This is a genomic window from Streptomyces violaceoruber, from assembly GCF_033406955.1.
Classification (GTDB): domain Bacteria; phylum Actinomycetota; class Actinomycetes; order Streptomycetales; family Streptomycetaceae; genus Streptomyces; species Streptomyces violaceoruber.
In genome coordinates this window covers 1,461,296-1,487,461 of record NZ_CP137734.1, presented here as the reverse complement: position 1 = coordinate 1,487,461, position 26,166 = coordinate 1,461,296, and the positions used below count along the sequence as shown (strand labels likewise).

12 protein-coding genes and 3 pseudogenes are annotated in these 26,166 nt (G+C 67.5%); 8 read left to right on the top strand and 7 right to left on the bottom strand.

Features of this window, described 5'->3' with window-relative positions; all coding sequences use genetic code 11:
* Window positions 1-3: 3 nt before the first annotated feature.
* On the bottom strand, window positions 4-1,086 hold the full coding sequence (locus R2E43_RS06635) for a hypothetical protein (protein ID WP_332056008.1): 1,083 nt from the start codon (window positions 1,084-1,086) through the stop codon (window positions 4-6).
* A 920-nt stretch (window positions 1,087-2,006) separates the two neighbouring features.
* On the opposite strand from R2E43_RS06635, the pseudogene R2E43_RS39110 reads away from it, so the two are divergent.
* Together R2E43_RS39110 and R2E43_RS06620 are read left to right on the top strand one after the other, a co-directional pair.
* Window positions 2,007-3,118, top strand: a pseudogene (locus R2E43_RS39110) (IS110 family RNA-guided transposase).
* A pseudogene (locus R2E43_RS06620) lies at window positions 3,111-3,321 on the top strand (hypothetical protein); the annotation flags it as partial. The pseudogenes R2E43_RS39110 and R2E43_RS06620, both read left to right, overlap by 8 nt.
* Before the next feature lie 1,166 nt (window positions 3,322-4,487).
* Here R2E43_RS06620 and R2E43_RS06615 read toward each other — a convergent pair.
* The 3 genes from R2E43_RS06615 to R2E43_RS06605 all read right to left on the bottom strand — a co-directional run bounded on the left by R2E43_RS06615 (window position 4,488) and on the right by R2E43_RS06605 (window position 12,146).
* Entirely contained in the window at window positions 4,488-9,932 is a 5,445-nt protein-coding gene (locus R2E43_RS06615; protein ID WP_332057109.1) for a DUF6531 domain-containing protein, read from the bottom strand.
* 458 nt (window positions 9,933-10,390) lie between these two features.
* Window positions 10,391-11,068, bottom strand: coding sequence for a hypothetical protein (locus R2E43_RS06610; RefSeq protein WP_332056007.1), 678 nt, complete (start codon window positions 11,066-11,068; stop codon window positions 10,391-10,393).
* A gap of 532 nt (window positions 11,069-11,600) precedes the next feature.
* Complete coding sequence (locus R2E43_RS06605) at window positions 11,601-12,146, bottom strand: nitroreductase family deazaflavin-dependent oxidoreductase (RefSeq protein ID WP_189284697.1); 546 nt, start codon at window positions 12,144-12,146, stop codon at window positions 11,601-11,603.
* Between the two features lie 123 nt (window positions 12,147-12,269).
* Here R2E43_RS06605 and R2E43_RS06600 point away from each other — a divergent pair, with 123 nt between their 5' ends.
* Window positions 12,270-12,776 carry a MarR family winged helix-turn-helix transcriptional regulator gene (locus R2E43_RS06600; RefSeq protein WP_332056006.1) on the top strand — a complete coding sequence of 169 codons (507 nt, stop codon included), beginning with the start codon at window positions 12,270-12,272 and terminating at the stop codon, window positions 12,774-12,776.
* A gap of 990 nt (window positions 12,777-13,766) precedes the next feature.
* Window positions 13,767-14,471, top strand: a complete 705-nt coding sequence (locus tag R2E43_RS06595) for a DUF4396 domain-containing protein (protein ID WP_332056005.1) — start codon at window positions 13,767-13,769, stop codon at window positions 14,469-14,471.
* A gap of 636 nt (window positions 14,472-15,107) precedes the next feature.
* Here the strand turns inward: R2E43_RS06595 and R2E43_RS06590 are convergent.
* Window positions 15,108-15,641, bottom strand: a complete 534-nt coding sequence (locus R2E43_RS06590; RefSeq protein WP_189284694.1) for a TerD family protein — start codon at window positions 15,639-15,641, stop codon at window positions 15,108-15,110.
* 670 nt (window positions 15,642-16,311) lie between these two features.
* Between R2E43_RS06590 and R2E43_RS06585 the strand changes: the two genes are divergently transcribed.
* Window positions 16,312-17,049 carry a DUF3152 domain-containing protein gene (locus R2E43_RS06585; protein WP_256108347.1) on the top strand — a complete coding sequence of 246 codons (738 nt, stop codon included), beginning with the start codon at window positions 16,312-16,314 and terminating at the stop codon, window positions 17,047-17,049.
* A 48-nt stretch (window positions 17,050-17,097) separates the two neighbouring features.
* Here R2E43_RS06585 and R2E43_RS06580 read toward each other — a convergent pair.
* Window positions 17,098-18,258, bottom strand: a pseudogene (locus R2E43_RS06580) (chloride channel protein); the annotation flags it as partial.
* A gap of 567 nt (window positions 18,259-18,825) precedes the next feature.
* Between R2E43_RS06580 and R2E43_RS06575 the strand changes: the two are divergent.
* The 3 genes from R2E43_RS06575 (at window position 18,826) to R2E43_RS06565 (ending at window position 25,277) form a co-directional block, all read left to right on the top strand.
* Window positions 18,826-24,027: a DUF6531 domain-containing protein gene (locus tag R2E43_RS06575; protein ID WP_332056004.1), complete on the top strand. Its 5,202-nt coding sequence runs from the start codon at window positions 18,826-18,828 to the stop codon at window positions 24,025-24,027.
* Entirely contained in the window at window positions 24,027-24,293 is a 267-nt protein-coding gene (locus R2E43_RS06570) for a hypothetical protein (protein WP_167795040.1), read from the top strand. The genes R2E43_RS06575 and R2E43_RS06570 overlap by 1 nt, the downstream gene beginning before the upstream one ends.
* A 255-nt stretch (window positions 24,294-24,548) precedes the next feature.
* Entirely contained in the window at window positions 24,549-25,277 is a 729-nt protein-coding gene (locus R2E43_RS06565) for a hypothetical protein (protein WP_332056003.1), read from the top strand.
* 385 nt (window positions 25,278-25,662) lie between these two features.
* Here the strand turns inward: R2E43_RS06565 and R2E43_RS06560 are convergent, their stop codons facing one another.
* Window positions 25,663-26,112, bottom strand: a complete 450-nt coding sequence (locus R2E43_RS06560; protein ID WP_189284691.1) for a DUF1931 family protein — start codon at window positions 26,110-26,112, stop codon at window positions 25,663-25,665.
* Window positions 26,113-26,166 lie beyond the last annotated feature (54 nt).

The window sequence follows — 26,166 nt, the reverse complement described above, 5'->3', positions numbered from 1 at the left end:
GGCTCAGGGGCCGTAGGGGCTCCAGCGCCCGAGGAAGGGTTTCAGGTCGTCGGCGCGTGGTTCGGGGATGTCGGGCAGTCGGGGCGGTGTGTGCAATGGGTCGAGGCGCTCGACGGTGGATGCTGCCCAGCTGATCCATGCTTCGGCTTCGATTCTGGTCTGCCCCGGTGGCATGGCCTCGACGCGTGTGCGTACCGCGCTCACGTACTCGATCAGTCGGGTGGCGTGGCGCCATGCCGCTTCCTGGGATTCCAGGTGCCTGACGCGGTACGCCTCGGCGTACCGGATGCGGGCTTGTTCCATTGCGGCTTCCCAGCGGATCCGCTTCTGGCGTGCCGCTTCGGCTTCGTCCCGGCGTCTGCGTTCGGCGGCTTCGCCGCGCAGCGTGACTTCCTGTGCGATCTCGGCGAGCTGCTCTTCAAGGGGACGGCCGGGGGTGTCGGCCCATTCGCTCGCTCGGTGTGGCTGGCCGCCGCTGATGATGAAGCGGAGGCGTTCGGACGGGGTGTAGTCGAAGCGGGGGATCCTGACCCAGGAGTGCTTCTTGGCGTCGGCGAGTTCCTTCTCGGTGGCGACGTGTTCGGCCGGGTCCTGCTCCTGGGGGACGAGAAACCCCACGGTCTGATCCTGGGCGGTGATGGTGAAGTGAGGATTTGCCCTGCGGCGACGGTGAGATGGGGGTGCGAAGCCAGTTTGACCGGCCGAGCAGGTGTGTCCTTCGTCCTCGGTAGCGGTGATCAGTGCCTGGATGAGCCGGAGAGCGCGTCCTTGGACGGGCTTGGTCAGGCCGAGCGGCTGGCGTTCGTTCTGCATGGCCCGGACCACGGTGTGCGGCCGAGTGAGCCGCGAGGGCACCGGGACGGGTGCGAGGACGGCAAGGCGCCAGGCGGGGATGTCGATGAGCTTGATCTCGTACCCGCCGCGGCACCAGTTTTCGTACAGCTCCTTCGCCTCCGGAATCCGTCCGGATCTGCGTGCGGCGGCGACGCGGGACGGCCACTTCTCGAAGTCGGGACCGCTACCGCTCTTGACGATTCGGCCGCCGGCCTTCGCGAGCTCCTGTAATAGCTGCTCCGTGAGCGTCACACGAGGCTGTGAGGGAGGGCTTGGCTTCCGCAGGGCGGCCTGAGTTGCCTGCGCTCGGGTGGACTGGGGTCGTGGAGCGGCGGCCTGCGTCTTCCGCGGGCTTGACCCGCGGGGAGGGTACGTGCCGTGTGCCAGGTAGTGCTGGCCGGCGCCTGTCAGGGAGACGCTCCACTGCCCGCTTTTCCGGGAGACCGTTACCAGGCCCCGGTTGTGCAGTGCCTGACAGGTGGTCTTGTAGGAGTTGGTCTCCCATACGCCAGCAGGGCACCCGGCTTCCACCCACTGCAACACCGAGAGCTGTCGCTCATTGACCTGCCGTTCCAATGGTCCGCCTTCGACTTGCATTGACGTACCACGGCGGCATGGTGTCAGTTCCGTTGGCAGGCGACCGGTGCTTCGACTCGACTCGTCCGAACGAGCGAGCTGACTGGGTGCAAGCCCGCTAGACATCACGTGGCTACGCGCACCCACGCCACCCTGCAGACGCACCTCGCAACCAGCAGCTGTTCCAACGGCATGAACCCGGAACCCTCGACGGATCTGCCGCCCTCCTCCCACGGGCATGGCCACCCGGTCGAGACTGTCCGGCGGGGACCGGGCGGTCAGTCATTGCCGGTCATGACTGGGTGGGGAGTCAACTCGTTGTCAGCCTGCTCCGGCCAGGTTGGGCATTGGTTCGGGCGAAGCCATCCGGCTGTGGTCGGGGACGTGCCGGTGCGCCGGGATCGATGGGACGGTTGCTATGCCGTCCCGGACGAGGGTCTGACTCATGAGATCTTTGACCGAAGTGTCCAGTCACAGGCTTGTCGACTGTCGTTGCGGGATGGTTTCTGCTGTCACCGAGCCCCATCACGGTTCAGACCGCCCGAGCGGGCCGGTGCCATCCACCCAGCACGCCACCACGCGGGAGTCGAACCACCATGACGACCCGACAGAGCAGCACATCCCCGAGCACGGATCCGCCGGTTCGGCGCGAGGTCGTCCTGGGCGTGGACACGCATGGCGAGGTGCATGTCGCTGCCGTGATCTCGCCGCTGGGGAAGGTTCTGGGAACAGAGTCCTTTCCCGCGACGGCAGCCGGTTACCGACAGCTGCTCGTCTGGGCCCGCAAGCGGGGGACGGTGCGCCAGGCCGGCGTGGAGGGCACCGGCACCTTCGGCGCCGGCTTGTCTCGCTACCTGCTGGCCCAGCGGATCCAGGTGTTCGAAGTGAACCGGCCCGACCGGTCGGCCCGTCGGCTGTTCGGCAAGTCGGACCCGCTCGACGCGCAGACTGCAGCACGAGCTGTGCTCAGCGGTCGTGCCCGGGCGCGGGCCAAGTCCGGCGACGGCCCGGTGCACAGCGCCCGGATGTACAAACTCGCCAAGGACTCCGCAGTCAAGGCCCGTACCAAGGCGATCAACCAGCTCAAGGCTGTTCTGGCCCTCGCCGACCCCGCCCTGCGGGAGCGCATGTCGAGCCTGGGCAATGCCGAGCTGTTCCGCACCTGCGCGCCTCGGCCCACCCGACGGTGGGGGAGACGAGGACGCCGGGGCCCAGGCCACCCTCATGACGTTACGCATGCTCGCCGAGCGCATCGAGGAGCTCACCGCTCAGATTAATGAGCTCAACCAACGCCTGACCCGGCTCGTCGAACGCTACGCTCCGCAGCTGCTCGAACCGGTGGGCATCGGCTCGGACAGCGCCGTCACTCTCCTGATCGCCTTGGGAGACAATCCCGAGCGACTGAACACCGAGGCGTCCTTTGCCGCCCTTTGCGGAGTCAGCCCCATCGAGTACTCCTCCGGCCGGCGGAGCACGCGGCGGCTCAACTACGGCGGAGACCGCCAGGCCAACGCTGCCCTGCACCGCATCGTGTTCACCCGGCTACGCCATGACCCGCGCACCCGGGCGTACTACGAACGCCGCACCCCAGGAAGGCAAGACCCGACGCGAGATCATCCGATGCCTCAAGCGGTATGCCGCCCGCGAGGTCTTCAACCTGGTCAGACCGGTCTCCCTTGCCCCGCGTTATAAGGGCGTCCGACACTGAGGGCGTGGACAGTGCGTTCGTGTTCTTGTTCGCCCTGCCTGGCTACCCGCATCGCCCGGACGGCGACCCCAGGGACGACTTGGACCGGGCCGGCCTGGGCATCGTCAAACTCCTCGAAGGGTGCCGGGGGCAGACCTACCCCGACATGGAATGGGAACTCAAGGCCGCTTTCACGGCAGTGGCGGCAGCGGTATCGGAGGTGACAGGCCCCGCGCACGGTGACCACTGCTCGGTATTCGCCGAACTCGCCGCAGACCTCGCACCGGTCTACCGCCGCTGTGTCCCGTGGGCCAACGGTGTGTTGTACCTGCGCGGGTTACTGATGCCAGGCGTTTCGGGCAACTGCTGGTCGATCGCGGAGGCAGTCGGCCTGGATCGGCGGTATCGCCTGCACCACCTGCTCGAACGCGCCCGCTGGGAGGAGGACACCGCGAGAGACGTGGCGCGTTCCTGACCCGGCACCTTGGTGCCACGGGGGGCGGCGGATCTTCAAGCTCGCCAAGGACTCCGCGGTCAAGGCCCGCACTTAGGCGATCAATCAGCTCAAGGCCGTCCTGGTCATCGCCGACTCAGCCCTGCGGGGACGGCTGTCGGACCTCGGCGACGCCGAGCTGTTCCGCACCTGCGCGCGTCGGCCCACCCAATGGTGGGGGAGACGAGAGCGCGGTGGCCCAGGCCATCCGCATGACGCTGGGCATGCTCGCCGAGCGTATAGAACAGTCCGCGACACCGGCACAGGTAGCAGAGCTCACGGAGTGACTCGACTGAGGTTGGGCTCCCGTAGGGCCGCCGCTGCGCAGAAAGCGTCGGCGGATCAGGACCTTGATCCGCGCGAGCGTTCACCGAACGGTTCCCGGCCATACCTCTCGCATGGAGACACGTAACGCAGTTCACACCTACAGGCTGGCGACATGCACGATCACTTCGTACGGGACATCGAGTATGGAAGGGAACAGAACAAGCGAAACCCTCCGCTGTAGGCGCGCGAGTAAGGATCACCACGCGAATCACGAAGGGTTACGCTGTGCCACCATCCAACCGACCAGCCCACTTCGCTGCGCAGACTTCAGGACGCAAACGGACTATTAATGGGATAGTCCATCGCAATGAAGGCGAAGTTTGATCTGGCGATTGTGCTCGGTATGGCTAACGACCGATGCCGAGAGAACACTGCCCCTCGTCGGCCATTTCTCAGGAAGGGCGACGTCACCGTGCCAGAGGATGGAGGTAGTGTCGGCGACCGCTACGACGTCAGGATGCTCCGCGATACGGCAGATCACCCCGAACGATCTAACATCCACGACTTCCCCAGTTACGAGCATGCCTACGGGCAGCGCCCTCTTGGCTTCACTCCAAATCCCATCACTCGTCACTGGTGCCACCACCTTGGGTAGTCGTTTAGCAGATCTAGGTCATAGTTCGGGATGGCCGCTTCTTGGGCCGGACCACCTTCATACTTGAAGACGTTGTGCTTGAAGTACATGAGGTAGTCATTCAAAGGAATCTGAATCTCGATGATCCCCTCTCCATATGCCTTCGCGTACTGCTCGGCGATGTCCCGCCCCTCGTCTCCGACACCGAAGTACGCACGACCATCGGGGTAAGCGTTCAGCTTATCTGGGTCACCGGGGAAGTCCTGTTCCCGGTAGCCATTGACGTGCTGGTGCTGGCCAAGCCCACGGTTTGGCGCCTTGAAGAAGCTGATGGTCTCACTGGCTTGGGATGCGCCGCCGTTGAAGGCAGGGTCCCCGGCGTGGGCTGCCCCTGGGCCGAAGCGCATTGGGAGCACCACCGGCTTCTTGCCGAGTAGACCCTTCGCCCAATTGATCCCGGGCCCGATGAAGTTGCCTAGCCCACCTGTGATGGCTCCGACGAGGAGGTCGGTGGGGGTGGTGGGCTGGCACAGGGCGGTGTTGATGGCCCAGGTGAGTCCTGCACCTATGGCTGCGTCGGTGACGACGGCGACGCCGAGGGCTCGTCCGCCTTGGAGGCCGAGCTGGCTGGCGAGGGCGGTGCCTGCGGGGGCGAGGAAGCCGCCGACAGCTCCGACTACGGCGCCTTGGGTGGTGGCGACGGCGAAGTCGCCCCAGTCGAAGTCGTCCTGGTGGGTGAAGGCGTAGACGCTGCCGCTGACGACGGAGCCGATGATGGCGCCGATGCACATCGGGCACTGGCCGGTGGGGTCGGCGAGGTTGGCAGGGTTGTTGTCGGCGTAGTTGTACGGGGACTGGTTGGGGTTGTCCGCGGCTGCCGGGATGGGGTCCTGGGTGGTGAAGCGGCGCTGGTCGGTGTCGTAGGAGCGGGCGCGGAGCTGGAGGCGGTCGGGGAGGTAGGGGTCTTTGTACTGGCCGGTGTAGCCGTAGGGGCTGGTCTGGCCGCCGGTGATGGTGGCCTTGCCGGTGGGCTTGCCCCAGGGGTTGTAGGTGTAGCGGTAGTTGTCGGTGCCTGCTGCGTCGTAGACCGTGCTGACGGAGTTCTGACGGTCCTGGGTGAAGTAGTAGGCGCCGGCGGCGCGGTCCATGGAGCGGGCCGTGCCGGCGGGGTCGTACTGGTAGTCCGCGACGGTGGCGCCGGTGGCGTTGGTGTCGGTGGCTATCTGCGGGAGGGCGTTGTTGATGTCCCACAGGGAGGTGCCGGCGAGTGTGTTGTTCTTCTTGACGGCGGTGCGGTTGCCGTCGGCGTCGTGGGTGAACGCGTAGTTGCTGGTGCCGATGGTGGCGGCTTTGAGGCGGCCGGCGGGGTCGTAGGTGTAGGTGCCGTCGTCGTCTTTGGTCTGGTTGCCGTCGGCGTCGTAGGCGTAGCTGGTGGTGGCCGAGCCGGTGGTCGTCGACAGCAGCTGGTCGCCGGCGTCGTACGTGTACGCGGTGGAGGTGCCGGCTTCGGTGGCGGTCTTGAGGTTGCCGACCTTGTCGTACGTGTAGGTGCTGCCGACGGTGCCGCTCAGGCAGGAGGTGGCCGTGGTGTCGGTGCAGACGCGGGTCATGCGGCCCGCGTCGTCGTAGCCGTAGCGGGTCGGCTTGCCGGCGGCGGGTGTTTCGGCGATCAGCCGGTTGTTCGCGTCGTAGGTGAAGGTGTTGTCGAGGGTCGGCGTGGTCAGCGAGGCGAGGCGGCCGGCCGCGTCGTAGGTGCGGGTCTCGGTGCGGGCCGTGGTGGTGGGCAGGGTGACGGTGGTGAGGTTGCCGGCCTTGTCGTAGGCGTAGGAGACGGCCTTGCTGTTGGTCGTCCGGCTCGTGATCCGGCCGGTCTCGTCGTAGGTGTAGCTGGCGGAGCGGCCGTCGGGGTAGGTGCGTGACTTGAGGGTGTCGTCGGTGTTCCAGCGGTAGGTGAACGGCTTGCTCGCGCCCGGCGCTGTGATCGTCTCGATCTTGTTGTCGTCGTCGTAGGTCAGGGTGCGGATGCCGGTGGCGTCCGTGACCTTGGTGATGCGGCTGGCGTCGTCGTAGACGTAGGTCTGGGCGGGGGTGCCGTCGGAGTAACTGATCTTTGACGGCAGGTTGCGGGCGTCGACGGTGGTGGTGATCGTCTGCGCGCGGGCGTTGGTGTACTTGGTGCGGTTGCCGTCGAGGTCGTACTCATAGGAGACGGTCTTACCGGCCGGGTTTTTGACCGATGTCAGCTGTCCTTCGGCGTTGTAGCCGTAGGTGCTGGTGTGGGTGTTGGCGTCGGTGCTGGTCGCGAGGAATCCGGCGGTGTTGTAGGTGAGGGTGGTGGCGCCGGTGTCCGGTGCGGTGACCTTCGTCGGGCGGTTCAGAGCGTCGTACTCGTAGCCGGTCTTCTTGCCGCGGGCGTCAGTGACCGTGGTGATGTTGCCGACGGCGTCGTAGCCGGTGGTGCGTCGGTGGCCGAGCGGGTCGGTGACGGAGGTCGGGTAGCCGGCCGGGTCGTAGCCGAAGGACCAGGTGTACTTCGCCGGGTCGGCGCCGGTGGCGTTGCCGCGCGGGTCGACGAGCGTGGCGAGTTGTCCGTCGTCGTTGTACGTGTAGGTGGTGCGCTCGGCTTCTGGGGTGACTTCGGCGGACAGTTGTCCGTCGTCGTTGTACTCGTATCGTGTCGCGTCTGCCCTCCAGGGCTTGGAGGTGGCGAGGCGTCCCGCGTCGTCGTAGGTCAGCGTCATGCCGTGGCCGAGGCTGTCCCGGGTGGTCTCGACGTGGCCGTTGTCGTCGTAGGTGACGGTACGGGTGTGGTTGAGTGGATCGGTGACCGACAGCGGGCGGTTGTCGGCGTCCCAGGTAAAGGCCGTGGTCTTGCCCAGCGGGTCGGTGACGGTCTTGCGGTTGCCGACCTTGTCGTAGCCGAACGTCCACGTGTACTGCTTCGCATCCGCTCCGGCGGCGTTGCCCCGGGCGGTCACCACCTGGATCTGGTTGCCGGCCTTGTCGTACGCGTAGGTGACTGTCGCGCCGCGCCGGTTGGTCTCCTTGACCAGGCGGCCGACCGGATCGTATCCGAGCACGGTCGTCTTCTGCGCCGGGTCGGTCACGCCGGTCAGACGGCCCGCGTCGTTGTAGCCGTATGCGGTCGTACGCTTCGCCGCGTCGGTGACCGTGCGGAGATTGCCGACCTCGTCGTAGGCGAACGAGGTGGTGTGGCCGAGGGTGTCGGTGACGGTTTTGACGCGGTCGGCGGCGTCGTAGGTGTAGGCGGTCGTGTACTTCGCCGGATCCGCACCGTCAACGTTGCCGCGCGGATCGACGACCGTCTTCACCTGTCCGGACGGAAAGTAGGTGTAGGTGGTCCTGTTGCCCTTCGGCGTGGTTACCGAGGTCAGGTTGCCGTCGGTGTCGTAGCCGTAGGAGGTGGTCTTGCCGCTGGGAGTGGTGACGGTCTTCAGCAGGCCGGTGGCGTCGTCGTAGCCGTATGCAGTGACCTTGCCCAGAGGGTCCTCAACCGTGGCGACCTGGTTGGCAGTGTTGTACCCGAACGTGTACTCGTTGTACTCGCCGTCCTCGTACGTCTCCACGTTGCCGTTGGCGTCGTAACTCCACTCCTCGTCCGACGCGGAGCTGGACCGGCGCTTCAGGCGCCCGGAGGTGTCGTAGTCGTACTCGGTCTCGCGGACTTCCGCGTCAATGGTGCTGGTTCGGTTGAAGAACTCGTCGTAGCGGTAGTAGCTCTTGTTGTTCAGCGGGTCGATCTGGGTGAACAGAACGTTCTGGTAGTAGACGTCCGTCCACACCCCGCCGTCCGGGGCGGTGACGTCGACCTGGTCGAAGGCTCCGTTCTCGCTGTAGGAGAACGTCGTCTCGTGTCCCAGGGCGTCTGTCTGGCTGGTCACTCGGCCCTGGGTGTCGTAGCTATTGAAGGTGACCTGCTTGTCGCGAGCGTCGGTGACCCTGTTCAATCGGCCCGCGGTGTCGTACCCGTAGGACTCCACCTCGCCGTCCAACCCCGTCACGCTGGTCAGGCGGGAACCGGTGTAGCCGTAGTCGACCGCACGGCCATCCGCGAGTGTCACCTTGTCCAGCAGGTCGCCCGTGTAGGCGAGGACCGCCTTGCGGCCGACCGCGTCCGTGATCGCCGTCGGCTTGCCGCCGGTGTACGTCAAGGTGAGGCCCCGGCCGGTACGGTCCTTGACCGCCGTCAACTGCCCGGAGCCGTTGAAGCTGTAGGTCGCGTGGTCGGCGGTGGTCAACTTGAAGCCGGTGCCGTCAACGGCCAGCGTGGAACGCGCCTGAGCAGGAGTGTCGAACTTACCGCCCGACGCCTTGGTATAGGTGTGCCGCGTTCCGCCCTCGCCGACCAGGACCGCGTCACCGTCGGCCTCGAGTAGCAGCAGCGTTTCCCACGGGAGGTTCCAACCCTTGCCCAAGGCGCCCGTGAGCGTGTTGTCGGACGAGTAGACCCGCCCCACCGACAGTGGCACCCCCGGTGCGGGAACCTGGGCGTCAGTGAACGCTTCGGTGAAGGCACCCGTTGCCGTGTTCACCGGGTCGGCGCGCATGACCGTCGTGCCCGCCGCACCGCTAGCGTCCCCGCACACCGCAGCACATGCAGCACCGTCCGGCAGAGAAGGAACGATGTAGAACATGTTGTACGCGCCGCAGCCCCCCGTGTCGGTGGGGTCGTCCGCCACCTGCGTGCAGATGTGGATGGTGTAGGCCGGGACCGGGTACCTGCATTGTGTCGTCGGCACCGTGAACGTCGCGTTGACCACCGGGAACACCCGGTCGGAGTTGAGAGTCGGCGCCTGCACCGTCTGACCGAAGTCGAACGACTCGTTGTCCTCTTGGCTTAGCCGGCAACCGTAGTAGTCGACCTTCCAGGTCACCTTGACGGGATGTACCTCGTCGTCTTCACCCCCGGTCTGCCAGATCGCCGCCGACACCTGCAGCGGCTCCCCCGGCACTGCCGCACCAATGTGGTTGCCCAGCGTCATCAGGAACCCGCCCTGCTGGGCGGCCGTGTTCCCGAACGGGTCTTGCGACACCACGTACAGAGCACCAGCGGAGTACGACGCAGCCGTCGCTGCCTCACTACGAGTAGTGAAAGATGCCCGGCTGACGGGGTAGCCGGAAGGAGCGTGCACAGCAGGCGACTTCGGCCCGGGGGAGGGCAGTTGCTTCTGATCTCCCTTCAGCAGCTTGATCTGTGCCGCCGTCACCGGCTTGCTCTGCGTCGTGGGAAGCGCATGGGGCTTGACCGGCTTCGCCATGCCTCGCGTCTGCTCACGCCGCTGCTCTGGCGTCACCGGCTCCTGATGAGCCGCCGGCTGCGGGCCCCGGTAGGTGTACGCCTCGTCGACCCCGTCGGCGTCACTACCCGAGACCTTGACCAGCCAGCCGCCGCCCGCAACCACGGACAGCACCACCAGCACGATCAACGCCCGCACCCGCCCCGACACAGACGCCAGCACTCCCCCACCCCTTTCACTACATGAACACAAGGCAACGCACCTTTGCACAAGGTCAAGATCCTGAGGATTCTCGGATCCGCGATCAAGGGGTGTGCCATAGATTGGCTGATTGTCATGCACTCGCCCGCCACCGTCCCCGTCCGTAACTCGGTGATCGGCAGGCACAGTTCAGGACCGACCGCACGCCAAACGCCTGCAGGTAGCCCACACCGCATGGCTGGTATTCGCTGTCTAAGACAGGCGTCCGGCCGCGACGGCAGCCGCAATCGCCCGAGAGGAAAACGGACCGGACCCGAGGCTGTCTTGGCCGCGAAGTTCCGGGCGCTGCTGTCGCTCCTGAACGCGCGTCAGCGTCGGCTGTCCGTGGCGTCGGAAGCGCTGGCGCTGGGGTGCGGAGGAATTAGGGGGTGTCCGGCGGATCAGGGGCGGACCGGGACTCGGCGGGCCGGGGGCGTGTCGTCGGTGGGCACGTCAAGGCTGGTGAGGAGGGCCTCTCCTGTGTCGGCGAACTCCCAGCGGGTTGTAATTGCTCCGGCCGCGGCGGGCCACTCGGCACGAACGACAGGGCGGCTCAACAGGCTCTCGAACCAGTCGGCGCACCGTAGGGCGAGTTCGTCGGCCGTGCCGGAGGCCCGGAAGAAGCCGTGCTTGTGTGACTGATGAAGGTTGAAGAGCTGGTCGGCGACTTTCCCTGCCTGCACGTGAGTGCCGTAGAAGTGCACGGCCCACTCGCCGAGTATCAGTGGGTGTTCCTCATCGACGAGGGCGACCCAGACGAGGAGCGACGAGTCGTCCTCGGGCCGTGAGACGTTGTTGGAAGCCCAAGACACCCGCCAGGCGGCGGCCCGAGTGCGCAGCGCTGCAAGGAAGGCGAGTTCGGCCTCGTCGAAGTCCCAGGGGTCCTCGTCGTACTCCTCCGGGTCCTCAACCTCGAACCAGGTGTGCTCGCTGACCAGGAGGCGCAGCCCGTGCCCGGCCTCCGCTGCCCGTTCGCCGAGCGCGCGCCTGGAGTTGAGTTCGTCCCGGGTCGGCCGACGCCCGGTGGAGGCGGCCTCCGTCAGGATCTGCTCGTAGCCGACCAGATACTCGTCGGTCATCTCCCTGCCCCTCCCACTGCCCCTGAGGCAGTCGGTGCTCGCGGTGTACTTCCCGTCCGCGCCGTGTCCCGCCGGAGCTTAGCGAACAGGGTGGGCCGAACCGGCGCTGCGTGCGAGTCCTGTGGCCGCTCTACGCCGCGTCCGCCGACGGCAAGGACGGGGGAGCGGGGCTCGGTGACTCGACAACAGCACTGGACGTCCGGGGCGGCGAGGTGCTCTCGGGGCCTGCGGGCAAGCCCGGTGGCTCCTCGGGAAGGCAGGAGAAGAGTCCCAGCAGAACGGCGAGCGCGGCCGCGCCTGCCAGGATGCGCCCGAGGCGGCGTATTCGCCCGCGAGTGTCAAGGTGGCGCCATGGGGGCTCGGCCGGTGCGTCTTCGCAGTACCAGGCGTCGCCCACAGGGACGTTCCTCTGCGGATGCCCTGTCCGTTCCCGGGCGGATGGCTCTCGCGGTGCGGATCGGGCGATGGCTTCCTCGCTGTCCGTGAGGAATCGTCTCCACACCGAGTCAGGGGTGGGATTCGGCACTGTCGCTCATCTCGTTGCTGTCGGTGCGTCTTGACCTGGGCGGCGCGGCGCGTTCGGTGGGCAGGTGTCTGTTTCGAGGCGGACGAAGGAAATCGTGCGCCCGGCCTCGCACAGGGCCGACTCGGTGCCGTCGGCCGGCAGTCCCAGGTAGGCGCACAGGCGGCGGGCGGTGCGGGGGTGGCGTCGGCCGTAGTGCGCCATGATGTCGGCGCCTTCGTCCGGAGTGAGGAAGTGGGCGGTGACGGCGTGGTGGCGGTTGCCGAATTGCACGACCGTCTTCGGCTGGGCACGTAGGTTGCGGTACCAGTCGGAGCGCGGACCGAAGCCGGAGGCGACCGTCCAGGAGCGATACGGCGCTTCGTAGGCCACGACTTCGAGAACCACCCGGCGGTCGTGTCCACTGATCCGCCCCACGTGGTGCAGCAGCAGCACCCGTCTGCCGAGCAGCGGTCCCAGGCCGGCTCGGAACAGGAAGATGGGCGCGCGAGCGGCCCGCCTGCGCCAGCCGGTCGGAACGCGCGGTCTGGCGGGGTCCGCTTCATCAGGTGTCATGCTCGCCTCCAGAGGGTGGGGTGTCCAACCTCGCCTCGACGGGGCTGGAGACCCGAGGATTTTCACTTTGGCAGGCAAAATTTTGCACAGTCTAAATGATGGATCCCGGGTAGAAAGGGGTCCATGGTTGAGCGCGAGTCCCGCGAGGGGGCCATGGAGGACGTCGATGCCGTCACGCGGGAGGTGCTGACCGCGTCCCGGCTGCTGGTGGCGGTCTCCGCCAGGTCCCTGTCCGCCGTCGAGGAGCGGGTCACGCTGCCGCAGTTTCGAATGCTGGTCGTCCTCTCCGCCCGGGGCGCCACCAAACTCGTCGCTCTCGCCGACCTTCTCCACGTCGCCCCCTCGACGGCCATGCGCATGGTGGACCGGCTCATCGCCGCCGGGCTGGCGGACCGGCAGGTCAATCCCGACAACCGGCGGGAGACCCTGCTGCGGCTCACGGCGGAGGGACGCCGCACGGTCGAGGAGGTCACCGCCCGGCGGCGCACGGAGATCGCCGTCATCGTCGAACGTCTGAGCCCAGAGAAGCGGCGGGTGCTGATCGACGCCCTGGCCGCCTTCAACGAGGCGGGCGCGGAGCCCTCCGCCCCGGCTGCCGACACCGAGCCGTCCCCTCTCGGCTGGGAATGACGACACCGTACCCTGTTTTGCACAATGCAAGGAATTGGCGGAACGGGCCTGTGCCCGCTGCGGGTGCGAGGGAGCCTACGTATGAGCAGACGGCGCCGGGGCCCGTCCGCGCACGGCTCTCACGCGGCGGCTCATGTGCGCGCCATGGTCTGGGGGCCGGCGGACTTCACGGGCCTGCCGCCTCGGTGGTTGATCGGTGAGGGTCTCTTCGCCGGAGTCCTTGGAACAGGGCTGATCGTGGGCGCCGGGGTCTTCGGCGTCTGGTCCGGTGAGTCCGCATTCGCCGCGGGCGAAGTGGGCTTGGTGTGCGCGCTGGGCCTTGTTCTCTACCTGCTCCTGGTCCGCGCCGGCCGGGCCCTGGTGGGGATCGTCGCCGTCCTTGCCCTGGGGCTCGCACTGCACACGCCTCAGACCGCCGCCGGCGTGGTCCTCACGGCCCGGGGGCGGGAAGGGTCCGTGGTCGTGACATCCGTCCAGGCGAGTGAGAAGGCGTCCGGGGCTCGGGGCCGACATTTCTGCTCGGTGGAAGGTCGGGACGGTGTGCCCTCCACGGCTCGGATCTGGCGGGGGTGCACCCAGGCCACCCGCCCGGGGGACGCGCTGGCGCTCGTCTACGACCCGAAAGGGCTGGTGCCTCCGCGCGGGGTCGAGGGCGCGACGGGCATCCTGGAAGAGCTGAGGGGTCTGGTCGGCTGGGCTGTTGGGCTGGTCATAGCCTGCGTCATCGCGGTGGTGCGGTCCTTCCGCCTGCTCGACCGCCCGGCCGCCTCCGGCTCCGCTCGTCCTGGTGGCCGGAGTCCGACTCGTGCACAAGGTTCGGGAACGAGTGGCGGCGGCGGGCGGCAACTTCGTCGAGACGGCTCTGAGGGACCCGCTCGGACATGAGGCGTCCGGGTTACACGACTGGCCGAGCGTTTCTGTGCTGACCGGCCCGCTATGGGGTACCTGTCCACCTGATCATGGACGACCTCGACGAGCGGAGGTGAACGGATGGAGCGGCACGTGCAGCCGGCGGACTGGATCGAGGTCGTGGGCTGGTTCAGTCTCGCCGTGGCCTTCGCCAGTGCCCTCGTCATTCTGGCCGACATCGTTCTCGGCGGCCACCGCCAGAAGATGTGGATCATGAATGTGGTGTATCCGGTCACCGCCCTGTACTGGGGGCCGGTCGCCCTGTGGTTCTACTTCACGCGCGGTCGGCGCACCTCGAAGCCGCTGGTCGAAGAGCAGGGCATGCCCGACTCCGACAAGCTACCGCAGTGGGACGTGCAGTCGAAGGCCATCAGCCACTGCGGGGCCGGGTGCACCCTGGGAGACATCGGTGCCGAGTGGCTCGTCTACGCGGCCTCACTCACGCTCGCAGGCAAGGCCCTCTACGCCGACTTCGCCCTGGACTTCGCCTTCGCCTGGATCCTGGGCATCCTCTTCCAGTACTTCACCATCGTCCCCATGCGCAACATCGGTCGGCTCAAGGGCGTCTGGGCAGCCGTGAAGGCCGACACCTTGTCCATCATCGCGTTTCAGGTCGGCCTCTTCCTCGGCATGTGGCTCTACCAGGAGGTCATCTTCTCGCCCGGCCTGCCGAAGACGAGTGCCGCCTACTGGATGCTGATGCAGGTGTCCATGGTCCTCGGCTTCTTCACCGCCTGGCCGGTCAACGCATGGCTGGTGCGGACCGGCTGGAAGGAGAAGATGTAAACCCCGGTCACGGGCTCCCCTGCGATGGTCAGCGGTGACAGTCACGGTACGGACAAACTGCTGCTGGTTCGTTGCCGGGCTCCGGCAACGAACAACGCTTGACCCTGCTGTGCTTCGCCCATGGACGTCTGGTGAAGGAGTCCGGGAGTATCGGATGGTCGGGTGTCGGGGGACCAGGCAGGAGCGCTCCCAGCCCGACCGCTAACAGCACTGACAGGGGAAGGCCACGGGATGCTCGGACACAGGTGGGTCAAGGGCCGGTTCGTGACACGTGACCGCACGCCGCGCGCCACGGGTGAGTCCGGCACAGGGAGTGACCTCTGGGCATGCCCGGAGCCTCCAGGGACGAAACATGGAAGGGGTGCTCCCATCGTCGTTCACACGCCCACCGTTCCGGACGATGGCCGTGCCATGTCCCTGCAGGGCAGGGCGGTTGGTGTGGCACACGGCGCCCAAGACGTCATCCTGCTGATGCGTCGGCACGGTGTGGAGCTTGATCGCGAAGACCTGGACCGCAGTCCGCTCGTCGAGTGGCGGGGAGGCGGCCCCGAGGCTTGGGGGCTGTCGCAAAGCGTTTCGTCCTGAGGTCTCCTCCGCTGTGCCAGGTCTGCTATGGCGATCCGGCTCGTCGCGCGGTCAGAGCGGCGGTGCGCTGCCCATTTCTGCGGTGAAGAGGACGGGGTCACTGTCGAATCCTCGCACCGCTTCCCGGAACTCCCAGGCCCCCGAGGCGTTCCGGGTGAACTCCGCCACCGTGGCGGCAGTGGCCCCGGCGACCCGCTGGAAGTCGTCCGTCAGAAGTTCCTCGTATCCCTCCGCGACGACCACCCCAGTGCTCGAGACATCGCCGAAGGTTTTGTGTCCGTCGTCCTGATGAATCGCAACTCCAACGACCACGCGTGCGAAGGAGGGTGACAGACGGTCGAGTTCGAACGTCATCTCCTCGACGAAGCCGAAGCCCTGACCGGTCCGGCTGTGCCGGCTCATGTTGATGGTCCCGTCCGGTGATCGCTTGTCGAACTGGACGACGTACACCGGCCGCCCGTGCGGTGCGTCCGTCGCGTAGGTCGTGGCGATGATGTCGAGGTGGTGAGGCGGCCGGTCCCAGGGGCTCGGGTCCCACTTGAGCCGCACATCGACCTTCTTCAGCCCCTTGGCGTTGCTGCTCACCGGCTTGCCACCCTCTCGTTCCAGTCCCTGCGGGGCGCTCCCGCACAGTCAAGTATGAGCCGCCGGGCCCTCGATGGACCGCTCGCAGCGTTGCGCTTGCCCGGAACCGTGGCGCCGCGTTTCCCTGGAGCGGTGTCCGAGGAGCCGTGGGATCGGTGAGCCTCCCGCTCGCCGATCCCGGCGCTTTCGAGGACCTGCTCCCACCTGGGTCGCAAGGGCCGTGGTCATGGGCCGGGGCCGCCGCCGTCACCAGGGGAACGCGCCCGATCCAGGAAAACTGGCCAGGAACCAGATCACCAGCGGCATGAGTACGAGGAGCACGAACGCGGCCAGCGCCTTTACCCACGTTGCTGACCTTCCAGGACGCTTGCCAGACATATCGGCTCCGGTGCGACGGCGCAGCGTCGGCGGACGCCGGCCCCGCTGTGAGAACAACTGCTGTGTGTACTGAGCATGAACCTGCCTGCGGCAGGGGGAGTTGCCCGCTCTGAACGGTCAGCGGTACCGCGGGCGGCGCCGTAGACGAAGCCCTGGCCCCGGATGAGGCAGCCGAGGGGCTCGTTGGGCAGGACCTGCGGGTCGACTAAGCTCGACGTCTTGGTCTGAACCATGAGGAGTGTGGTCTGTGCGGCGGCGGGGGTCGGGTCAGGGGCGCGCCGTCCGGAGCCGGATGGGGCGAACGTGGCTCGCCTGTCTGGTGGCCGGGGGCGTGCTGCTGAGCTGTGGGAGCGCGTACGGGTACTGGCGGCACAGCAAGACTGTGCGAGCCGTTGCCCGTTGCTTGGGGACCCCCGCCGCAGCATCGCACGCCGAGCACGGAGACCGGAGGGCGGTCTCCGTGCCGGTAATCGGTCCCGGCACGTTCGCCACCGCGGCCGCTGAAGGCCGGGTGGTCGGTACGGGAGCGCGGCTGCGGCGGTACCAGGTGCAGGTCGAGGACGGCAGCGGCGTCGTGGCGGATGCTGCGGCGCGGGAGATCGCCGGGATCCTGGGGGATCCGCGCGGCTGGGGCAGCGACGGCGTGGACTCGTTCCGGCTCGTGGCCTCGGGGCCGCGCGACTTCGTCGTCAAAATCGCCACGCCGCACACGGTGGACTGTCTGTGCGGCGCGGCCGGCCTGGACACGCATGGTGAGGTCAATTGCAGTGTCGGCCGTACCGTGGTGGTGAATCTGCGGCGCTGGCTGCTCGGGTCGCCGGAGTTCGACGGGCCGATCGAGGAGTACCGGGCGCTCATCATCAACCACGAGGTCGGGCACCGCATCGGGCACGGCCACGAGACCTGCCCCGGTGCTGGCCGGCCCGCACCGGTGATGATGCAGCAGATCAAGGGGCTGAAGGGATGCGCCGCGAACGCCTGGCCGTTCGACGCCGACGGGCGCTACCTCGGCGGCCCGCACGTCTCGTGACCGGTGACGGGCGAACACCGAAGGGATACTGCGAGCCTGAGCCCTCTGTCACCGAGGAGACGTGGCCGGCGGGATGTCCTGCGGCGGGTGCAGTGATCTCAAGGCGCCTTGGTGGCTCAACCAGCCGACCGGTTCGTCCTTTTCGGCGTCCAGGACCGGGAGTCCCGTGCCGGAGGCGGACAGCAATGGACGCAGGGCGAGCGCGAGTTGCTGGTCGGCGGTTACGCGCGGTGGCGTCTGCACGAGGTCGCCCGTCACCGACGGTGCGCCGTCGGGTTGTTCCGCCAGGGCTTCGGTCACTGCGCGCGCGGTGACGATGCCCATGTACGCGCCCTCGGGATCGCGGACCGGCAGCGCTCCGTGTTCGGAACGGCTCAGGAGACGAGCCGCTTCCGCCAGCTTCAAGGAGTCCGCCACTGGGGCCGGCAGCGGTTCCATGACGCTGGCGACCGCCTCGCCGCCGATGGCCGCGCCTGCCGCCGGGCCTTCCAAGTCGATGCCGCGGCGGCGCAGTTTGAGGGTGTAGACGGAGTCCCTGGTCAGCACCCGGCTGGTGACGGTGGCCAGGACGATCGCCAGCATCAACGGCAGAATGATCGAGTATTCACCGGTGAGCTCGAAGAGGATCACCACCGCAGTGATCGGGGCGCGGGCGGCGCCCGCGAAGACGGCCCCCATGCCGACCAGCGCGTACGTGCCGACCGCGCCCGCGGCCCCGGGCAGCAGGGCGTGGGCTCCGGCACCGAATGCCGCGCCCAGCGTCGCCCCGATGAACAGGCTGGGCGCGAACACTCCGCCCGACCCGCCGATGCCGATGGTCAGACTGGTGGCGATCATCCTTTCCAGGAGCAGGACCAGGAGGAATCCGATCGCGTACTTGCCCTCGGTGGCGCCTTCCAGTACCGGGTAGCCCACGCCGTACATCTCCGGCAGGGCGAGCAGGACGAGGCCGAGGGCCAGGCCGCCCGCCGCGGGTCGCAGCCATTCCGGTCCGCGCCAGGCCCAGTCGCAGGCGTCCTCGATCGCGTACAGGACGCGCGTGAAGGCGACCCCGACCCCGCCCGCGAGGACTCCCAGGAGGGCGAAGAAGGTGTACTGGATCAGGTGCTGGACATGGAAGGCGGGCAGGGTGAGGAAGGCCACGTCTCCGAAGGCGGCGCGGCCGATGATGCTGGCCACGACGCTGGCGAGGACGGTGGCACCGAACGCCAGCCCATGGTGGCGGTGACCCGATTGTTCCCGAAGCACGCCCCTACCCGAAGGACCCGAACGGTGACGAAGGAGGCATGAGACCGACGGCCTGATCTACTGCAAGCTGGACAAACTCCAGCGGAAGAAGGGTCAGGGCCGCTGGCGTGCCGCCCTGACGCGAGGTCCGCGCCCGGTCGACGAGCACGCCATCTCGAGCTCCGGACGATTTCTCGCCAAATCGAGCAGTCCGGGGTTGTCCTTCGTCCTCTCAGCCAGGAGCCCCTTTCCCAGGGTCAATGCGAGCCCGTCGCATTTCGGCCCCGATTTCCGCAGCACGTTAGTTCGAGCGTTCCCCTGATCATGCATCACCGCGACCTCTCTTCACTCCTGACTCACAGGTGATGCACTGTGCGCACACAAGCGCGAAGACTCGTCACGGCCGTGCTGGCCCTGGCTCTCCTGACCACAGCGGGGGGCACTCCATCCTGGGCCTCGCCCCGGGACCGGCCCCACACCCCGGCCACCGGGGCTATCGATCACCAGCCAGCCCGGACAGCCGACGACCTGCCCGAGCCCCCCAAGGCCATGACGCTGGCCGAACGTCGCAAGCAGGTCGCCGAGGACCGGCACGAACGATCGCCGATGCGTGACTACATGAACGCCCCGGAGCGGAAGCCCAAGGGCGAACGCCACAGTCGGCCGGACACCAACCACGTCGACCGTGGACCGGCCGCCCAGTCGAGCGTGTCGCTGCAGCCCCTCGCCGCAGCGGCCGAAAACCCCACGTGGGTGTCGTCCTGGGCCACCGCGTATCCGGGGATGCTGTCGATCGGCGGACAGGTCAAACTGCCCAAGCAGGGATCGTCGTACACCGGAATGTGGTTGTACGTCATGGACGAGAGCGGATACCCCGTCGTCCAGCAGGAGATCAAGAAGTCCACGGACGATCCCAGCGGTGACACTCCGGACACGGGTGCCTGGTGCTACGACTGGTGGTCGAGCAACTCCTACCCCGCGGACCAGTGTTTCTGGTGGGCAGGCAGCGCGCTGGGCGGCATCCTCGAGGACGGCAAGGAGTACTACGCCTGGGTCTTCCTCAACAGCGCCGACGGGACGTCGAGCCCGGGTGGTACCACCTCGCCGTTGGTGGAGGCGTTCTACACGCCGGTCATCCCCGGGGCCCAGGCGGGAATCTGCACCTGCTACGCGCAGGCGCACCGCGCCGACCCGGTCAACACGGCCACCGGCATGTTCTTCGAGCAACTCACCGACGCCTCCCTCGTGAGCCCCGGCGTGCCCCTGGCCTTGGAACGCACCTACCGCTCCGACTCAAGCGCCGTCGGCCTGCTGGGACGCGGCTGGGCCACCCCGTTCGACGCCAAGCTGACCCTCGCCACGGGAAAGGTGACCTACCGGACGGACGACGGCGCGTCGTTCGTGTTCACGCAGAACGGTGACGGCTCGTACACCGGCCCGGCGGGCTCGGCGGCCAAGCTCGTCAAGGGTACGAACACGTACACGATCACCGCCCCGGACCACACCGGACGGACCTTCGACAGCAGCGGCCGGCTCACCTCCGTGACCGACAAGGCCGGCCAGGGCCTGGCCCTGACCTACGCGTCCGGGAAACTCGTCTCCGTCAAGGACGCCGCCGGACGCACCACCACCTTCACACCCGGCACCGACGGACTGCTCTCGAAAGTGGGCCTGCCCGACGGCACATCGGTGTCGTACGGGTACACCGGCGGTCTGCTCACCTCGGTGACCGACCCGGCAGGCAGGACGTCGTCGTACGCCTACAACGCGAACAAGCGCCTGTCCACCTATACCGACCCTGCGGGCGGCAAGGTCACCAACGTCTACGACACGTCGGGCCGCATCACGTCCCAGACCGACCAGAACGGCAAGACCACCACCTTCACCTGGGACGGCAAGAGCGAGTCCCACACCACGGCGCCGGACGGCGGCGTGTGGACGGACGTGCACGCAGGCAACGTCCTGATGGAGACGATCGACCCGTACGGCAAGAGCATCACCTACGACTACGACCGCCGTCTGCGTCCCGTCGCCATCACCGACCAGCGCGGCAACACCACGGAGATGAGCTACGACAGCGCCGGGCGGATGCTCACCCGCAGCGCCCCCTCTGCTCTCGGCTACGCGGAGAGCTGGACCTACGACGGCGCGGGCAACATCACCAGTCACACCGACGGCCGCGGCAACAAGACCACCTACACCTACAACACGTCCAACCAGCTGACGTCGACCACGGATCCCCTGGGCGGCAAGACCGGGTACACATACACCGGGCTCGGCTCACTGGAGACCGTGACAACCCCGCGCGGCAAGGTCACCACCTACGGCTACGACACGGCAGGCAACCGTACGTCGGTCACCACCCCGCTCGGCGAGAAGACCACCTTCACCTATGACGATGCCGGTCGCATCCTGTCCAAGACGGACCCGCGCGGCAACGCCGCGGGAGCCGATCCGGACGCCTACACCACGACGTACGCCTATGACGGCCGCGGGCTGCTCACCTCGGCCACGGACGCCCTGGGCCGCACGACGTCCTACGAGTACAACGGCGCCGAGCAGGTGGTGGCGGCCACCAACCCTGCGGGCGAGACCACGACGTTCGCCTACGACGACGCCGGCCACCTGACCCGGACCACCGACCCGGCCGGCAACTCCGTCACCCGCACCTACGACGCGAGCGGACGCCTGTCCTCCGAGACCGACGCGACCGGCGGCACCACCACCTACACGTACGACAAAGTGGGCCGCCTGCTGAGCAGCGTCTCACCACGCGGCAACGCCGACGGCGCCGACCCGGCCGGCCACACCACCAGCTACGCCTACGACGCGGCCGGCAACAACACCGAGGTGACCGGTCCGACTGGCGCGGCCTCCACCACGACCTACGACGCGATCAACCGTCCCCTAGTGGTCACCGACCCGCTGGGTCACACCACCGGCTACACCTACGACGCCAACGACAACGTCACCAAGGTCACCGATGCCGCGGGCGAGACGGTCACATCCGTCTACGACAAGAACAACCGGCTCACCAGCACCACCAACCAGCTCGGCAAGACCACCTCCTACGCCTACGACGCCGACGGCAACCTGCTCAGCCATACCTCCCCGCTCGGCCACAAGGCGAGCTGGACCTACGACGCCGACGGCCGCCAGGTCACCGTGGTCGACCCGCGAGGCAACGCCACCGGCGCCGACCCGGCCAAGTACACGACCGTCTACGGGTACGACCCGGCGGGCAACCCCACCACGGTCACCGACCCGCTCGGCGGCCTGACCACCACCACCTACGACGCGGTGAACAACGTCGTCGAGCAGACGGACGCGGACGAGCGTGCCACCGTCTACGGCTACGACGACCTGGACCGGCTGACCGAGGTCACCGCTCCCGGTGGGGCAGTAACCGCGTACGAGCACGACACGGCCGGCAACGTCACCGGCCGCACCGACGCGAACGGCCACGTCACCACGTACGGCTACGACGCGGCCCATCGCCTGGCCTCGGTCACCGACCCGCTGGAGCGGGTGACCAGCTACGGCTACGACGCCGACGGCAACCTCACCCGCAAGACCACACCCCGCGGATCCACCGACTACACCCACGACCCGCGCGGCCTGCTCACCGAGATCGACTACTCGGACGCCACACCGGACGTGACCTTCGGTTACGACGACGCCGGCCGCATGACCGCCCGCGCCAACTCGAAGATCTCCGAGGACTTCGCCTACGACTCCGTCGGCAACCTCACCAAGACCCGCCACTTCGCCTACACCTACGACGCCGCCGGACAGATACTCACCCGCACCCACAGCGGCGGCTCCGTCGCGTACACCTACGACGACGACGGCCGCACGTCCACGATGACGGCCGACGGCGAGACCACCACCTACACCTGGGACCCGGCCGCGCACCTCACCCGGTCCGCGCTGCCCAACACGGAGACGGAGGAACGCGGCTACGACCGCGCGGGCCGCCTCACCGCTGTCACCTCCGCCAAACAGGGCGCCACGGTCACCAAGACCGCGCTCACCCTCTCCGCGGCCGGTCTGCCCACCCACGTGAACATCACCAGGGCCGGTGTCGGCACCGGCGGCTACGACCTGACCTACGACACTTCCGGCCGCCTCACCACCGGGTGCTTCCCACAACCCGGAACCGCCGGATGCGCCTCTGGCCGCGCCACGTCCTACACCTACGACAAGGTCGGCAACCGCCTCACCGCCACGCTGGACGACACGTCGACCAGCTACACCTACGACGCCGCCGACCAGCTCACCTCCACCACCACCGGCCCCACGACCACCGCATACGGCTACGACACCGAGGGCAACCAGACCAAGAAGGGCCCCGACGCCTACACCTACGACCTGGCCGGGCAGATCTCCGCCGCCACGATCGCCGGAGCGAACTACACCTACGACCACGATGCCAGCGGCAACCAGGTCACCGTCGCCAAGAACGGCACGACGACCAACCGCTACCAGTGGGACCCCAACGCCCCCCTGCCCCTGCTGGCCTCGGAGTCCACCGGCCTGGGCATCGCGCAGACCTACCGCTACGACCCGCTGGGGCAACCGGAATCGACCGAGACCGGCGCCGGCTCCGTCTACTACTACCACCACGACACCCAGGGCTCCCCGGTCGACGTCACCGACAGCACCGGCACCCTCCACCAGCGGTGGGCCTACGACCCGTACGGCACCCGCACACTGGACACCGTCACCGACGGGGCTCCCGCGAGCACGCCTTCCTACACCGGCGCCCGCTACGAGACCACCACCGGCAACCTCGACCTGCACGCCCGCCAGTACGACACCACCACCGGCCGCTTCACCCGGCCCGACCCGGCAACTCGCCCCATGTCGACACCGTATGTGTCACCGTACGCATACGCGGACGACGTTCCTACCCTCCTGACGGATCCCAGCGGTCTGTCTCCCGACGACCCGAACAACGACCGCGTCGACAGCCTCGGTGAAGCGGCGAGCATCTTCGGCGACGGCTTCGTCGAGGGCCTGAAGTCCCCCTTCGTCTTCCTCGGAGACGCCTACAACGCCCTCACCGGCCGGAACGGCGGTGCCGGCGCGTTCGTCGACAAGTACCTGCCCGTCCGCCCCGCCTACCGTCTGTACCGCGCCGATTACATGCTTCGCCAGCAGGGCTGCGACGCTCTCGCGGACCTGTACACCGAAGCGGCCGAAGAACTCACCAAACAAATCCTCCTCGTGGGAATCGGCGGGCTGACCGGATGGCGCCGGACGGCCGTCGCCCCCGAGACCGCGACAGTCCTCAACGTGGGGAACCTGCGGTTCGGGCCCGGAGGTGGCGGCGTCACCAGAGGCTACGGAGGCATCCCCTACAAGACCCCGATCACAGAGCAGCTCAGAGCACTGGTCAACCCGCAACGCGGCGAAACCAACTGTCGCGCCTGCGCGGTGGCAGTCGACCGCCTGCTGGCCGACGGCACTCCGTCCTCAGCGCCCGGAGGTCTCAGGGAAGGCTCCACAGCACCCATCGAAGCACTGTACGGCGGACGGCAATTCAAGTCGTCCACCGTCTCCGGCATCGTCAATGAGATCAAGAACGCCGGAAACGGCGCCCGAGGTATCGTGATGGGGCAGAAGGGACGGCGAGCCCACGTGTTCAACGTGGTCAACATCAAGGGAGACGTCGTCTTCCTGGACGGCCAATCGGGCCACGCCAATCTCTCAACATGGCGCAACTTCTCCCTCCTGAGGACAGACTGATGCTCGACATGGAAGAGGCAACCAGGCTGGCCAGGCAGTTCCTGGACCAGGCGGTCAGTCATGAAGGCATGGCCTTCGCGCTCGTCGAGGGAGAGCGCGTCCAGGTGGGCACCGCCTTCTACTTCGACTGCCAGTCGGTCGCCTACCTCCGCACCGGGGACCTCCGGGACATGGCCATCGGCACGGGCTACATTCGCGTCGACGGGGAAACCGGGGAGTGCCGCATGCTGGGAGCGACCGAATCCGCCCAGCTCGACCTCTTCTGACCAACTGTGGCCGCACCTCCGGTGTGACGCATGAGGGCCGGGCCGGTGGACGGGGCAACGCCTCGCGCATCCACCGGCTCGGCAATGCCACATGCCTACGGAGAGCCGACCCGAACCGAGGGTCGTACACATGAGGGCGGCCCATTGCTGCAGCGCGTCCCAGGGGCTGTCCGATGGGTTGTGTGAGCTCCTTGCCTGCGACGCCGGTCGAGGAATTGGGAGCAGCGGCTCAGGCGGATGCGGTGGTACTCCGGCATGAATGGAGACGCCGAGGTCATCGTCCTCGCTTGCTGGTCGGACGAGGTGATGGATCCACTGACCCGGGACGACCCGGAGCGCACGTGGCAAGGTCGCTTCGTCCCGATAGCGGGACACTGGGGCTATGCGTTCGGGTGGTGGGCCCTGGAGTTGGAGAAGATGCGCGCCCGCAAGGGCCTGCTCAGGGCATCTGAAGTCGCTGCCGGGGGCCGCATCCGCATACAGCCCAAGTTCTACTTCGCGACCAGGACGACGACTGCTTCGGGCTGTGGATGCTCCAAGAGGGCCGGCTGGTGGAAGTCACCCTTCCGCGCACCGGGCGTTTCCACCAGCCGGCACCGTCTCGTGCGCCTTCGCGCCGAGGAGACCATCGCTAGTTCGTCGAGAGGAGAACTACTGAAGCAGTTGCAGAGTCAACAGACCATGAGTGCGGTTTGGGACGTCCTTCGCGGGCAGGCGGGAGCGCCCACCGTTCGCCAGATCGCACAGGCCACAGGGGAAGCACGCGGCTCAGTGGCCTCCGCCCTCAATGGTGACCTGCAGGGCCATCGCGCCATCGAGTCGGTGTACGGCTACCTCGTGGCCGGCCGTGATGAACTCGCTCATGGGACCCAGAAGCCGCAGACGCTTAGGGCTTGCCGGGAATCAACACGTTGGTTTGTTCTTGCCTTGGTCAAGGTCGAGGAACCGGGCGACCTCGTCTGGTGTCCGGAAACGGGCTGTTGAGGCAGGGAGGCAGACACCGTTGACCCCCCAGGAGTGGACGGACGTCTTTCGCTGCACGGGTGGCAGGACTTCTCGCATTGGCTGCACGAGGCTGGGCTTGAGACGTACTGCTCAATGTGGTCCTGAGCTGGGTTTTCCCTCGGACTGGGCGGGGCTTTCGAGGCCCCGCGCTAGTCACGGCAGGAACCGAGGTAAGCACCGCCCGCGCCCCCAGCGGTAGCGGTCGGCCCCGCCCCTCCCATGCCGGTGAGGACCGGCATGAGCGGAGTTCACGTAACGCGGCGACCGTTGGACAACGGGCTCCCCCAAAGCCATTGCTTCGGTTTACCTGGTCAGGGCCATGGGTAATTTCGGCGCCGGCCGCGCCGCCTGTTCCGGTCGCCACTCACAGCAGGAGGTCGAAGACGGCTCGGGCCTCGTCCCAGTGCTGAGTCTGGGGGTTCTTCAGGTCAGGGTGCAGGATCTTGAAGCTCCGGCCAAGGGCGAGGCTGAGTCCGCCCACGATGTCCGGGTAGGCCGCCTCGGTCTCCTCATCGGGCGTACGGTCCAGCGCGGGATGGCTGGCGAGCTGCTCCAGGATCGGCTTGATCTCTACTTCCTGGTCGATCTTCCGGAACTGGTGGATGCTCTCCTGCAAGCCCTTCGTGATCGGCAGGTCACAGGTCCGGATGACGTCGCGTCCGTTGGCCTTGGCAGTGGCCTGGGCGACGGTCAGCAGGTCGTAGAGCTTGGCGTCGACGAAGTCGCTGTAGCGCTTGAGATCGTTCTTGTCGACGTTCAGTCCTGCGGCCGCGCGGAAGAACCTCTCGAATCTGGCGATGGACATCACTGTCATGACGGCAACCTCCGGCTGCGGGAGCCGGGTGATTCCCGGTCCCTGGGCTTCCCC